Origin of the sequence: Pseudonocardia halophobica (assembly GCF_027922425.1) — a bacterium.
Classification (GTDB): Bacteria; Actinomycetota; Actinomycetes; order Mycobacteriales; family Pseudonocardiaceae; genus Pseudonocardia; species Pseudonocardia halophobica.
In genome coordinates this window covers 169273-181270 of sequence record NZ_BSFQ01000001.1, presented here as the reverse complement: position 1 = coordinate 181270, position 11998 = coordinate 169273, and the positions used below count along the sequence as shown (strand labels likewise).

Sequence of the window (11998 nt, the reverse complement as noted above, 5' to 3'; positions counted from 1 at the left end):
TCGGTGGTGGGCGCGCTCAGCGGCCCGCGGGCGGGGACTGGCAGGCGGGGCAGAGGCCCCAGTACACGACCTCGGCCTCGTCGATCGCGAAGCCTCCGTCGTCGACGGCGGTCAGGCAGGGCGGCTCCCCGACGGCGCAGTCGACGTCCCGCACCGTGCCGCAGGCGCGGCACACGAGGTGGTGGTGGTTGTCGCCCACCCGCGCCTCGTAACGGGCCACCGATCCGGCCGGCTGGATGCGGCGGACCAGTCCGGCGTCGGTCAGGGCACGCAGGACGTCGTACACGGCCTGGTGGGACACCGACCCGAGCCGAGCCCGGGCCGCCGCGAGCAGGGTCTCGGTGTCGGCGTGCGGGTGCTCGTGCACGGCCGACAACACGGCCCTGCGTGGCGCGGTGACACGCAGCGCCGCCTCGCGGAGGGAACGCTCGATCTGCGCGCGGCTCGGCACGGCGTCGATCCCACCACGGAAAGCTGACTGGATCAAGTCCAGAAGAGTGGCGCCGTCACCGTGTCGTGGTCGGCGGCGCCGGCGGCTCGGCCTGCTGCGGCAGGGTGTAGATCTGGTTGGCCACCGTGCTGATCAGGGCGTTCACCGTCTGCTCACCGTGCCGCCAGCGAGGCACGGCCACGCAGGGATCGACACCGCCCGACACCGGGGCGCATGGTCTTCTCCGACGCTTGGAGGGGCTCGCGGGTGGTGGTGCACGAACGCCCGACCGGCAGTGCCGGGGACCGGGACGCGTCGATCCCTCATGCTGTGGCACCCGCGGCACCGCCACAGCCGCCGGACGGACGAGCCACGATGGGTGCGGCCCCACGAACTGCGCGTGGTGGACGGCCCGGGAGCGGGCCGGGGGATGATGGGCGTGGGGAGAGGAGGGGAGCGTGACCGAGGAGGAGCTGGTGGTCGAGTTCGCGCTCGCCCGCCTGGACAACCCCGGGCTGGACCTCGAGGAGATCGCGGCGCTGGTCGTGCGCCGGGTCGGGCCCGAGCGCATGCTCCAGTTCGCCTCGCAGAACCTCGCGACCCGCGGCGAGCTGCGCGGCGCCCTGTTCGAGTCCGCCGTCGAGCACGTCCTGCGGGTGGTCCTGACCCTGCGCGACGGCGCCGGCGACTGAGCTACCCGTCGGTCAGGTCGTGCGCCGGGAGCGCGCCGAGGGACTCGAAGGCCGAGCGGTGGGGGCCGACGTCGCCCCGCTCGGTCCAGCGCGCGAGCTGGGCGGCGGAGCGGCGGGTCATCAGCAGGCGGGCCAGGTCGAAGTCCGAGGCACGGATCAGCACCGGGGCCTCGTCGACGGTGCCGGTCGCGGTCCACTGCCACGTCTCGCCGACGAGGGCGACCGACGGCCCGTCCGGCAGCCGGTCGGCCAGCCGCCCGGCGAAGCGGTCCCGGATCGCCTGCAGGCCCGGGGTGTCGCGGGCTCCGGGCTCGTGCAGCGCGCCGCGCAGGTCCTGCTCGTGGATGATCACGTCGCCGAGCGGCCGGGCGCCGTGGTCGCGCATCCACCCGCGAAGCGGCTCGGCGACCTCCTGCCACTCGGCGACGAGCTCGGCGACGGTGTGCCCGCGCCGCTTCTCCACCTGCGCGGCCGTCCACGTCTCGTTGTGGTCGTCGGGCTCGTCGCCGGCGACGACGTCCGCGCCCAGGCCGACCATGTGCGAGAAGAGGTCGCGCACCGTCCAGTCCGGGCAGGCCGGCACCCGCACCTCGGGGTCGGGCGCCGCGGAGACCAGCGCCACGACCCGCTGCTGTGCCTGCGTCCACTCGTCGATGGGGTCCACGCCGGGAGCCAACCACCCGGACGAAGGACGCGCGAGGGGGGAGATGTCGAGGACGGCGGACCGGCTCCGACCACTCCCCGACACCACATCCGTAGGGGAGGACCCGATGGACTTCGACCGCCACTGCACCGAGATCGTCACGCAGACGGACCTGCTCGTCCGCGACGCCGGCGGCGCCGACCTGCGCGCACCCGTGCCGTCGTGCCCGGGCTGGACCCTGGGCGCGCTCGCGCGGCACGTCGACGGCGGGCACCGGTGGGCCGAGCAGATCGTCCGGACCCGCGCGACGGCGTTCCCCGACGACACGATCGTGCGGGACGTCCTGGGCGACGACAGCGGACCCCTACCGGCCGACGACCTGCGCGAGGGCGCCCAGGGACTGGCCGCCACCCTGCGCGCCGCCGGGCCGGGCGCCGAGGTCTGGGGCCCCTTCCACTTCCGCAGCACCACCTTCTGGGCCCGGCGCTTCGCCCACGAGACGCTGATGCACCGGGCCGACACCGCCCTCGCCGCGGGCACCCCGTTCGCGGTCGAGCCGGAGGTGGCGCTCGACGCCGTGGACGAGTGGATGGAGCTCGACGTCCTCCCGCAGCACTTCGATCTCCGTCCGGAGAAGCGGGACCTGCTCGCCCCCGGCCGCACGCTCGCGCTGGAGGCCACCGACCGCGACGCCGCGTGGTTCGTCGACCTCACCGGCCCGGTCATCACCTGGCGGCGGGGGGCGGGGGAGGCCGCCGTGACGGTCCGGGCACCGCTCACGGACCTGCTCCTGCTGATCTACCGGCGGCACGACGGGGCGGGCCTGCAGGTCGCGGGCGACGCCGCGCTGCTCGACCTCTGGCTGCACCACGTGGCGTTCGGGTGAGAACCCGCCGTTCGGCGCCTCCGGGTGACCGGCCGCGGCGCGGGCGTTTCCCGTGTGGGTGCGCGGGCGTTGGACCCGATGCTCGGTTCTCGACGGATATCTACTCACGGTGACCGAGCAACCCCGGAGGGTGTGTGGGCGTCTTCCTCTCGGAAGCCACCACACCGACACGAGGAGCGGCAGGGCTTGGGTACGCGGCGCTTCGCATCAGCCACCGGTACACGCACCGGCACACGCAGGGCGGTCCTCGCGACCGTCGTGGCCGCGATCGGGCTCGGCGGCGCCCTGGTCGCCGGCCCCGCATTCGCCGAGTCGCCCGCCGCGCAGCGGGCGCACGCGGAGCCGCTGGTGGAGGGCACACCCTGCTCGGTCTCGGCCAAGGCCTGCGTGGACCTGGAGTCCCAGCAGGCCTGGCTGATCCAGGACGGGAAGGTCACGCGCGGCCCGGTCCGCATCTCGTCCGGCGGCAACGGCCAGGAGACCCCGATCGGCCACTCCCTGCGCGTCTACCGCAAGGAGAAGGACCACCTGAGCCAGGAGTCGCGGCTGCCCAACGGCGACCCGGCCCCGATGCCGTGGTCGGTGTTCTTCAACGACGGCGGCATCGCCTTCCACTCCGGCAGCCCGGACCGGTCGTCGGCCGGGTGCATCCACCTGGAGCCCGCCGACGCCGAGGCCTGGTTCACCTACCTGCAGATCGGCGACATGGTGCAGGTCGTCAAGGCGTCGGAGGAGATGGCGGCCCGCAACCCGCAGCCGGCCCCGGCCCACCAGTAGCGCCCGGCACGGAAGCGGCCCGGACACGACAGCGGCCCGGCCCCTCCGGGCCGGTCCGCTGCTCCGTGGGATCAGCCGGCGTCGACCGCCACCGCGTCGGCGGGTGCGGGGCGCGTGCGACGGTCGCCGACGAAGCCCGTTCCGTAGGCCACCGCGATGGCCGCGGCCACCACGAGGTCCCAGCTCAGACAGGCGATCGTGTACGGCTCGGGCGCGAAGGCGCGGCCAGGACCGATGTTGTGCAGCACGACGTCCCACACCGGGTGCAGCGCCCAGGCCGCCGCGAGCCAGTACGGCGAGCGCCGGATCCCGAGCACGGCCATCCCGCCGTAGACCAGGATCCCGACGACCTCGGCGGCCAGCCAGGCGCCGCCGGCGTCGCCCTGCGCGGCGAACACGACGTAGAACACGGCTGCGGCGATCAGCACGGCGGCGAGCAGGATGCGCCCGGCGATGTCGCGGACGTAGCGGGACAGGGCGATGCCGACGAGCGACCAGAAGGCGCCGCCGACGGCACCCTCGACGAGCAGTTCGACCACCATGATCGGTTCCTTTCGGGAGTGGCGGCCGGGCGTGACGCGCCCGGCGGCGAGGGAAGGGGAGGGGTCAGGACCGCGCCGGGCAGTGGCCGGTGTACTCCCTGCGACGGAGCAGCATCGCCGCGGCCATCGCGGGCAGCATCAGCACGTGGCCGCCGACCATGACGGTGCCTGCGGAGATCAGGCCGGCCCACAGCGGCGGGAACAGCACGAGGAACGGCAGGTACATCGAGGCGGCCATCTCGAGGGTCGCCCGCCACCCGTGGCCGCGGAACCGCATCCACGCGCACATCGCGACGGACATGTTCGTGGCCATGATCAGGACCGCGGGCTCGGTGGCGTGGAGCACCGGGGTCCAGCCGAGGGCGTCGCCGGCGAGGGACCACAGCGGGCCGAGCGCGACCATGCCGACGATCATCGCCACGACCATCTCCAGGTAGTGGCGGACGAGGTGGCCGGTCGGGGTGGTGGGGCGGAGCAGCGTCTTCACGAGGGTCTCCGATGTCGATAGGCGGTGGGGACGGGCGCGGTCAGGGCGCGCAGCGGTGCCCGGCGCGGGCGACGGCGGCGCGCACCCGCTCCGGGGCGGCGGCACCGGACACGCGCACGGTCCGGGCGGGCAGGTCGACCTCGACGGAGGTGACACCGACGACGTCGCCGATCCCGGCGGAGACGGCGCGGACGCAGTGCTCGCAGGTCATGTCCGGCACCCGCAGCTCGAGTACTCCCACGGCGACGATCCCTCCTCCGGTCGCGTCCGCGGTTCGGACGCCTGGGAGAAGGGTCGGCGGGGCCGCTGTCCGGCCACTGTCCCCGCGCTGTCCGGGCCGGCCAGGTCGGGACAGGTGCCGCGGTCGGGTCAGTCCCCGCAGGTCAGCGGGCCGGGGCCCGTGCGGCGCGCGTCGGCGAGCGCCTCGGCGAAGGCCTGCTCACCGAGTGCCGTGCGCGCGCCGGACCGGGCGCGGTCCGCGGCCTCCTGCTCGACGGCGTCGGCCGGATGCCCGGTCCGGTCCCGGTCGGCCGCGGCCGCTCCCAGCAGCCGGGCGGCCCGGGCGGCGTCGCCCCGGGCGACCGCGACGCAGGCCAGCCCCTCGAGGGCGGCGGGTCGTGCGGCGGCGCCGCCGAGCTCGAGCGCCCGGTGGTGGGTGCGCTCCGCGGCGGCGAGCTCGCCGGACAGCTCGAGCACGTGCCCCAGCTGAACGGCCAGCGCGGCCGCGAGCCCGCCGATGCCGGCGGCCGCGAGGTGGTCGACGGCCGCGGTGAGCACGGACCGGGCGCCGGCCAGATCGCCGCGGCGGCGGGCGTCGATGCCGCGGACCAGCGCCGCGAACTCCGCGCCCGGGCCCGCGCCGAGCCGCCGCGCGGTGTCCTCGGCCTCCGCGCACCGCTCCAGGGCACGGTCGCGGTCGCCGAGGAGCAGGGCGCAGTAGGCCAGCTCGGCCTGCATCCACTGCAGGGTCAGCAGCAGCCCGAGCTCGGTGGCGAGTCGGGCGGACCGCTCGATCAGCGGCACGGCCTCGGCGGGACGCCCGGACAGGCGCACCGCGGTGCCGTGGTGACCCAGCACCGCGGAGTGGCCCCAGCGGTCACCGAGGCCCGCGAAACCGTCCGCCGCCCGGACGGCGAGCCGCTCGGCCTCGGCGAGCGGGACGGATCCGGTCCGGAACCCGATCTCGGCGCGGACGAAGGTGGTCAGGGCGAGCCCCCACTCGTCCCCGGCCCGGTGCAGGGCCTGCTCGGCCGCGGTCAACAGCTCCTCGGCGCCGGCCGGGTCGGCTCCGGTCACGCCCTCGACGGCCAGCAGGATCCGCGCGTAGGTCGCGGGCCCGACCGCGCCCGCCTCCTCGGCGGCGGCCAGGCTCACCGCCGCCTCCTGCGCGCACCGCGCACTCGGGTGCACCACGCACGCGCCCGGCCGCCACACGAGCGATGCCGCCTGGTGGGCCACCGCGCGCGCCGCGGGCGAGCCGCCCACCACCCCTTCGGCTGCACCGAGCACTGCGTCGACGACCCGCCGGCCTTCGTCGTGGCGGCCGAAGTACCACCACCAGCCGAGCGCCCCCACCAGCCGCAGGGCGACGTCCGGGGCGTCGGCGACGTGGTCGAGCGCCCAGGTCAGCGCCGCGTCGACGTTGTCGCGCTCGGCCCGCAGCCGCGCGAGCGCGGTGTGCTGGTCGCGGCCCCTCAGCAGCGGTGCGGCGGCCTCGGCCACCGCGAGCACCGCCTCGGCGTGCCGGCGGGCGAACACGGGCCGCTCGCCGGCCTCGTCGAGCCGGCGCCCCGCGTAGGCGCGCACGGTCTCCAGCATCCGGAAGCGGCCGTCGCCGCCGTGGGCGTCGACGACCAGCGACCGGGCGACGAGCCGGTCGAGCACGTCGAGCACCGCCCCTGCGGGCAGCGGGTCGCCCGCGCAGGCGGCCTCCGCCTCCTCCAGCGTCCAGCTGCCGCGGAAGACGGCGAGGCGCCGGAACAGGACCCGCTCCTCGTCGTCGAGCAGGGTGTGGCTCCAGTCGAGCGTGGCCTGCAGGGTCCGGTGCCGCGCGGCCGCCGTGCGCGGACCGGCGGTGAGCAGCGCGAAGCGGTCCGACAGGCGCTGGGCGATCCGGTCCACGGGCAGCACGGCGACCCGGGCCGCAGCGAGCTCGAGCGCCAGGGGCAGCCCGTCGAGCCGGCGGCAGATCTCGGCGACCGGCCCGAGCGTCGAGTCGTCCAGGACGAAGTCGGGACGGGCCGCCCACGCCCGCTCGGCGAACAGCCGGACCGCGTCGTTCGCGGCCAGCTCGTCCGGGGCCGCGCCGGCCGGCGGCACCGGCAGCGGACGCACCGGGAGCTGCACCTCGCCGGGCACCGCCAGCGCCTCCCGACTGCTGGCCAGCACGTGCACCGACGGGCATCCCGCCAGCAGGCGTTCGACCAGCACCGCGCAGGCGTCGACGACGTGCTCGCAGTTGTCGACCACGAGCAGCAGGCGGCTGCCGCGCAGCGCCCCGACCAGCCGCTCCGCCGGATCGACGGCGGCGTCGCCGGCCAGCCCCAGCGCGTCGACGACCGCGGCCGGGACCCGCGCCGGGTCCTCCACCCCGGCCAGCTCCACCAGCACGACACCGTCGGGGAAGCGGTGGGTCACGGTGCGCGCGGCCTCGGTGGCCAGCGTCGTCTTCCCCGCCCCGCCCGGGCCGGTCAGCGTGACGAGCCGGCGGTCCCGGCACAGCTGCGCCACCCGTTCCAGCTCCTCGCCGCGCCCCAGTACGGCGGTCAGCCGCGCGGGCAGTGGCGCGTGGGGACGGGGCCGGGCGACGGCCGGCGGGTCGAGGTCCGGGTGCCGGCGCAGCACCGCCTCGTGCACCGCCTCCAGCTCGGGTGACGGATCGAGCCCGAGCTCGTCGGCCAGGGCACGGCGGAGGTCGGCGTACGCCTCCAGCGCCTCGGCCTGCCGTCCCGCGCGGTAGAGGGCGGTCATCTGGTGCGCGCGCAGCCGCTCCCTCAGTGGGTGGGCGGCCACCAGCGGCTCCACCTCGGCGAGGACCTCGGCGTCCCGGCCCGCCGCCAGCCGTAGGCGGGCACGCTCCTCGACCGCCGTGAGCCGCAGCTCCGCCAGCCGGGCCTGCTCGGGACCCGCCCAGCCCTCACCGGTGAACTCCGCGAGGGGTTCGCCGCGCCACAGCCCGAGCGCCTCGGTGTGGAGCGCCTCCGCCCGGTCCGGGTCGGCGCGGCGGGCCAGCTCCACCAGCTCGGCCGCCCGGAGTGCGTCGACCCGGGCGGACCCGAGATCGAGCACGTAGCCGGGGGAACGGGTCGCGACGACGCCGGCGGCGCCCGCCGCCGCGAGCGCCCGGCGCAGCTTCGAGACCCTGGTCTGCAGCGCGTTGGCCGGGTCGTCCGGGAGCTGCTCGCCCCACAGGTCGTCGATCAGCCGGGCGCTCGACACGACGGTGCCGGTCCGCAGTGCCAGCAGGGCCAGCAGGGCCCGCTCGCTGCTCCGGCCCACGTCGCGCCCGTTCCCGTCGACCACGACCGAGACCGGGCCGAGGAGTCGTACCTCGATCACCCGGTCCGCCGCCCCCGGCGCGGGCCCGTCAGCTCGGAGCGCACGGCGTCAACCAATCACGTGACTGCTTCCCGACGCGAGCCCCGGGCGCCTCACACCTTGACACAGATACTGTCGCTCTCCATTATTGGAGAGCGACGCTATCTGCTATCTGAGGAGGTGCGGGATGGCGCGGACGGACGGCCGGCGGACGACCCACGACCACGAGGGCGAGTTGGTGGTCTTCCTCATCGGCATGACGATCAACCGCTGGTGGCGGGTCGACCAGTGGCTCCCGACGCTGCTGGCCATGGGCCCGATGCTGCGGGAGCTCTCGCAGGACCCGGACTCGGGACTGCTGGGGTTCCGGGGGCTGCTCGGCGCCGGCGGACCGACCGTGGTGCAGTACTGGAGCTCGGTCGACAAGCTCTACGCCTACGCGAGCGACCGCACGGCGACGCACCGGCCGGCGTGGGCCGCGTTCAACCGCCGGGCCCGGAAGGCGCCGGGCGTGGTCGGGGTGTGGCACGAGACGTACCGGGTGGCGCAGGCGGAGAGCGTCTACGTCGGCACGCCCGAGCTGGGGCTGGCGAAGGCGACCGGCCGCGTCCCGGTGACGGCCCGAACCGACGCGGCGCGGCAGCGGATCGAGGCCGACCGGACCGTGGCCTGACCGGTCCGACCTCCACGCGCCGCCGGATGGGCCCGAACGTGCGCTCCGGGTGAGGTCAGGCGCGGCTAACATCGTCGCGTGGGGACCATGACACCCGCCGTCGAGGACTACCTCAAGACGATCTTCCTGCTGTCCACGCGCGGGGAGGCCGTCACCACCGGCGCGCTCGCGAAGGAGCTGCAGGTGTCCTCGCCGTCGGTGTCGGCCATGGTCAAACGGCTGGCCGACGGCGAGCTGGTCCGGCGGGGCCGCACCCTCACCCTCACCGCGGCCGGCGAGCGGGCCGCGCTGCGGGTCGTCCGGCGGCACCGGCTGCTCGAGACCTTCCTGGTCAAGGCGCTGGAGATGCCCTGGGACGAGGTGCACGAGGAGGCCGAGCAGCTCGAGCACGCGCTGAGCGACCGGCTGGAGGCCCGGATCGACGCGGCACTGGGCCACCCCACGCACGACCCGCACGGTGATCCCATCCCGGGCGCGGCCGGCCGGCACGACGAGAGCTGGGGCCAGCCCCTCGCCGTCGCACCGCAGGGGTGCCGCTTCGAGATCGAGCGGGTGTCGGACCGGCGCAGCGACGCCCTGCGCTACCTCGGCGAGCGCGGGCTGCGGCCGGGCGTGGTCGTCGAGGTCGAGGAGCAGGACCCCTATGGCGGACCCCGGTGGGTGCGGGTGTCCGGGGAGCGGGTCGCCCTGGCGCCGCTGCTCACCGGGCTGATCCACGGCCGCGTCGTCCGTTAGGGGCCCGGTCCTCGCGACGAAAGCCGACGCGCCGGCGGCCCTGGGGAGGGGCCGGCCGGCGCGTCGGAATGGGTGCGCCCGGTTCGGGGGTTCCGGGCACCGTGGGGAGCGGACGCTCAGCCCGCGAGGGAAGCGATCTGCTGGGCGACGTTCGGGGCCGCCAGGTCACTGGTGGGCAGCGCGACGTCCTGGGTGTCCAGGTCCTGGTCCGCGGTCGACGGCAGGGCCGGCAGCTCCGGCGCGGCCGGCGCGGCCGGCAGCTCCGGGCCGGCCAGCGGCAGGGTCGCCTGCGGGGTGGCGAGCTCGCCGCCCGTGGTCGGCAGGTGGCTCGCGACGGCGTCCGGGAGCGCCGGCAGGGCCGGGGCCTCGTGTGCCGCCTCGTGCGAGGCCGCCGGGATGTCCGCGGTGGAGCTGTTGCCGGCGCTCTCGAAGGACACGTTCGGGGTCTCGAGGTTCGCGACGCCGGGGACCGAGAAGGACTCGAAGTCCGTCGGCAGCTCGGGGGCGGCCGGGGCCTCCAGGGCCGGGGCCTCGGCCGGGGCGGCCGGGGCCCCCGTCGGCAGCTCGGGCGCCGCGGGCAGCGACGGGAGGTCGGCGGCGAACGCCTGGCCCGCGAAGGCGGCGCCGAGGGCGGCGACACCGGCGACGGTGGCCGTCGTGGCGAGCGTGCGCCTGGCGAGACTGCTCATGACTGGGGGTCCTTCCGATCGGGGGAAACCGGATGTCGAACATCGGTCAACTCGCGTGTGGATCTGCGGGGCCAACGACGCCGTCGTTACCTGGTTGTGCCCTCCGGCCCCGCTTCACCCGATGCGGTGGAGACAAAGACGCAGGTCACACGCGTTTCACCGCGTCGGGGGCGCGGCGGTGCTTGACGCTGCGAGCATCTCGCCCCCGGCCCGCGCGGAGGCGCCTCGACGCGGGCGCGGGCCACTCGGGATGATCGGACGCGTGGGTGTTCGCGGACTGCTCGCCGCCGGCGTCGGCACGGGCCTGGGACTGGTGGGTGCCGGCGCGGTCGGCGTCGGCCGGTACTACGCCGACGTGCTGCTCGACCCCTCGCGGGTCGTCGCCTATCCCGAGCGGGTGCTGCGCGCCGACACGGACGCCGTGACGCTCGCCGGCAGCCGGCTCGTCCGGCAGCCCGGGGTGTGGGGCCTGCGCTGGACGGAGGGCCTCGCCGTGGTCGGCCGGGTGCTCTCCGACGACCGGCACGGCGTGCGCAGGCGGCTGCTGTCCGGTCCGGTCCCGCCGGAGGGACCCGCCGTCGTCGACGCCGGGCCGTTCGACCCGGACCCGGGGGCGCGCGGCCTGGCGTTCACCGAGGTGCAGGTCGCGACCCCGCTCGGCCCGGCCCCGGCGTGGGAGGTGCCCGCCGCGCGGGACGTCTGGGCGGTCGCCGTGCACGGCCGGGGCGGCCGGCGGCGCGAGGCGCTGCGGATCCTCCCGGTGCTGCACCGGCTCGGCCTGCCGACCCTGGTGATCAGCTACCGCAACGACGACGACGCCCCACCCAGCCCGGACGGGCGTTTTCACCTCGGCGACACCGAGTGGGAGGACCTGGAGGCGGCGGTCCGGTACGCGCAGGGCCGCGGGGCCCGGCGGATCGTGCTCGTCGGCTGGTCGATGGGGGCCGCGATCGGCGGGGCCTTCCTCGACCGCTCGCCGGCCGCCGAGCTCGTCGACGCGGTGGTGTGGGACGCGCCGCTGGTCGACTGGCGCGCGACGTTGCGCCGGCAGGCCCGCAACCGGCTGCTCCCGCCGCAGCTGATCCCGGTCGCCACGGCGGTCACCCGCCGCCGGATCGGCATCGACTTCGACGACTTCGACCTGCTGCGGCACCCGCCCGCGCGCAGGCCGCCGACGCTCCTCGTGCACAGCACGCCGGACACGGCCGTGCCGGTCGGGCCCAGCCGCGCGCTCGCCGCGGCGGGGCGCGACCTGGGCTGGCCGATCCGGTACGTCGAGGTCGGCGGCGTGGAGCACACCGCCGCCTGGAACGCCGATCCCGAGCGCTACGAGCGCGCGGTCACGGGGTTCCTCACGGAGGTGCTCCCTCAGGAGTGACCGTTGCGGGCCGCCGCGGCGGGGGAGCCGGCGTCGAGGTCGACGCTCCCGGGCGGGTTCGTCGCCGGCGGTTCGGTGACCTGCTCGACGGGCTGCGGGCGCCGGGACAGCACGAGCCAGCCGGCGATCGACAGGGCCGTGAGCAGCAGGCCCGCGCCGATCCACCACCAGCGGCGCGGAGACGGGGTCCCGGGGTCGATGCGGGCGGCCAGCTCGCGGCGTGCGGTGAGCACGCCCTCGTCGAGCTTCTCGAGGGCCGTCGCGGCGGCGGCGCCGGCGACCGCCTCGGCCTGACCGGCGAGCCGGCCGGCCCGCTCGGCCAGCACCGGGAGGTTCTCCTCCACCTTCCCGGCGACCTCGTGGGCGAGCTCCTCCACCGTCCCGCCCAGCGAGGACAACGACGACGACAGGGCGGCACCCGCCTGGTCGCGGGCGCGGCCGAGCGCCTCGCGCGTACCGGTGGGGATGCTGGGGGCGTTCATGGGGCCTCCGCTCGTGGTGTGCCGGGGTGGCGTGCCCCACCGACCCT

At 76.2% G+C, this 11998-nt stretch carries 15 protein-coding genes; 6 read left to right on the top strand and 9 right to left on the bottom strand.

All coding sequences use genetic code 11. The features are described from left to right. Positions 1-16: 16 nt before the first annotated feature. Entirely contained in the window at positions 17-451 is a 435-nt protein-coding gene (locus tag PKE99_RS00880) for a Fur family transcriptional regulator (RefSeq protein WP_037042146.1), read from the bottom strand. A gap of 55 nt (positions 452-506) precedes the next feature. Further along, positions 507-632: a hypothetical protein gene (locus tag PKE99_RS00875; protein WP_269322938.1), complete on the bottom strand. Its 126-nt coding sequence runs from the start codon at positions 630-632 to the stop codon at positions 507-509. 256 nt (positions 633-888) lie between these two features. On the opposite strand from PKE99_RS00875, the gene PKE99_RS00870 reads away from it, so the two are divergent. Beyond that, the gene (locus PKE99_RS00870; RefSeq protein ID WP_037042147.1) at positions 889-1122 is read left to right on the top strand and encodes a hypothetical protein; all 234 of its coding nucleotides are present in this window, start codon (positions 889-891) and stop codon (positions 1120-1122) included. A 1-nt stretch (position 1123) separates the two neighbouring features. Here PKE99_RS00870 and PKE99_RS00865 read toward each other — a convergent pair whose 3' ends face one another. Then, on the bottom strand, positions 1124-1786 hold the full coding sequence (locus tag PKE99_RS00865) for a maleylpyruvate isomerase family mycothiol-dependent enzyme (protein ID WP_081923873.1): 663 nt from the start codon (positions 1784-1786) through the stop codon (positions 1124-1126). 106 nt (positions 1787-1892) lie between these two features. Here PKE99_RS00865 and PKE99_RS00860 point away from each other — a divergent pair, with 106 nt between their 5' ends. Then, positions 1893-2651, top strand: coding sequence for a maleylpyruvate isomerase family mycothiol-dependent enzyme (locus PKE99_RS00860; protein WP_037042149.1), 759 nt, complete (start codon positions 1893-1895; stop codon positions 2649-2651). A 186-nt stretch (positions 2652-2837) separates the two neighbouring features. Further along, positions 2838-3428 carry a L,D-transpeptidase gene (locus tag PKE99_RS00855; RefSeq protein WP_051736970.1) on the top strand — a complete coding sequence of 197 codons (591 nt, stop codon included), beginning with the start codon at positions 2838-2840 and terminating at the stop codon, positions 3426-3428. A 71-nt stretch (positions 3429-3499) separates the two neighbouring features. Here the strand turns inward: PKE99_RS00855 and PKE99_RS00850 are convergent, their stop codons facing one another. The 4 genes from PKE99_RS00850 to PKE99_RS00835 all read right to left on the bottom strand — a co-directional run bounded on the left by PKE99_RS00850 (position 3500) and on the right by PKE99_RS00835 (position 8015). Continuing rightward, on the bottom strand, positions 3500-3970 hold the full coding sequence (locus PKE99_RS00850; protein WP_051736971.1) for a DUF6010 family protein: 471 nt from the start codon (positions 3968-3970) through the stop codon (positions 3500-3502). Between the two features lie 64 nt (positions 3971-4034). Continuing rightward, positions 4035-4457, bottom strand: coding sequence for a hypothetical protein (locus tag PKE99_RS00845; RefSeq protein WP_051736972.1), 423 nt, complete (start codon positions 4455-4457; stop codon positions 4035-4037). Between the two features lie 40 nt (positions 4458-4497). Further along, positions 4498-4698 (bottom strand): heavy-metal-associated domain-containing protein, encoded by a 201-nt coding sequence (locus tag PKE99_RS00840; protein ID WP_037042150.1) that lies wholly within the window; start codon positions 4696-4698, stop codon positions 4498-4500. Positions 4699-4826: 128 nt separating this feature from the next. Beyond that, positions 4827-8015: an ATP-binding protein gene (locus PKE99_RS00835; protein WP_051736973.1), complete on the bottom strand. Its 3189-nt coding sequence runs from the start codon at positions 8013-8015 to the stop codon at positions 4827-4829. Positions 8016-8181: 166 nt separating this feature from the next. Between PKE99_RS00835 and PKE99_RS00830 the strand changes: the two genes are divergently transcribed. Together PKE99_RS00830 and PKE99_RS00825 are read left to right on the top strand one after the other, a co-directional pair. Beyond that, positions 8182-8667, top strand: a complete 486-nt coding sequence (locus PKE99_RS00830) for a DUF4188 domain-containing protein (RefSeq protein ID WP_037042151.1) — start codon at positions 8182-8184, stop codon at positions 8665-8667. 87 nt (positions 8668-8754) lie between these two features. Beyond that, positions 8755-9402: a metal-dependent transcriptional regulator gene (locus tag PKE99_RS00825; RefSeq protein ID WP_037042152.1), complete on the top strand. Its 648-nt coding sequence runs from the start codon at positions 8755-8757 to the stop codon at positions 9400-9402. Between the two features lie 116 nt (positions 9403-9518). Here PKE99_RS00825 and PKE99_RS00820 read toward each other — a convergent pair whose 3' ends face one another. Further along, the gene (locus tag PKE99_RS00820) at positions 9519-10091 is read right to left on the bottom strand and encodes a hypothetical protein (protein ID WP_037042154.1); all 573 of its coding nucleotides are present in this window, start codon (positions 10089-10091) and stop codon (positions 9519-9521) included. Positions 10092-10353: 262 nt separating this feature from the next. On the opposite strand from PKE99_RS00820, the gene PKE99_RS00815 reads away from it, so the two are divergent. Beyond that, complete coding sequence (locus PKE99_RS00815; protein WP_231498089.1) at positions 10354-11469, top strand: alpha/beta hydrolase family protein; 1116 nt, start codon at positions 10354-10356, stop codon at positions 11467-11469. On the opposite strand, the gene PKE99_RS00810 is transcribed toward PKE99_RS00815, so the two are convergent. Next, the gene (locus tag PKE99_RS00810; protein WP_037042157.1) at positions 11460-11951 is read right to left on the bottom strand and encodes a hypothetical protein; all 492 of its coding nucleotides are present in this window, start codon (positions 11949-11951) and stop codon (positions 11460-11462) included. The two genes, PKE99_RS00815 and PKE99_RS00810, sit on opposite strands and share 10 nt — an antisense overlap. Between the last annotated feature and the right edge of the window lie 47 nt (positions 11952-11998).

Coding starts and splice junctions, on each gene's coding strand:
- PKE99_RS00860 (WP_037042149.1), top strand. CDS start 1,893: ATGGACTTCGACCGCCACTGCACCGAGATCGTCACGCAGACGGACCTG.
- PKE99_RS00850 (WP_051736971.1), bottom strand. CDS start 3,970: ATGGTGGTCGAACTGCTCGTCGAGGGTGCCGTCGGCGGCGCCTTCTGG.
- PKE99_RS00830 (WP_037042151.1), top strand. CDS start 8,182: ATGGCGCGGACGGACGGCCGGCGGACGACCCACGACCACGAGGGCGAG.
- PKE99_RS00825 (WP_037042152.1), top strand. CDS start 8,755: ATGACACCCGCCGTCGAGGACTACCTCAAGACGATCTTCCTGCTGTCC.
- PKE99_RS00820 (WP_037042154.1), bottom strand. CDS start 10,091: ATGAGCAGTCTCGCCAGGCGCACGCTCGCCACGACGGCCACCGTCGCC.
- PKE99_RS00810 (WP_037042157.1), bottom strand. CDS start 11,951: ATGAACGCCCCCAGCATCCCCACCGGTACGCGCGAGGCGCTCGGCCGC.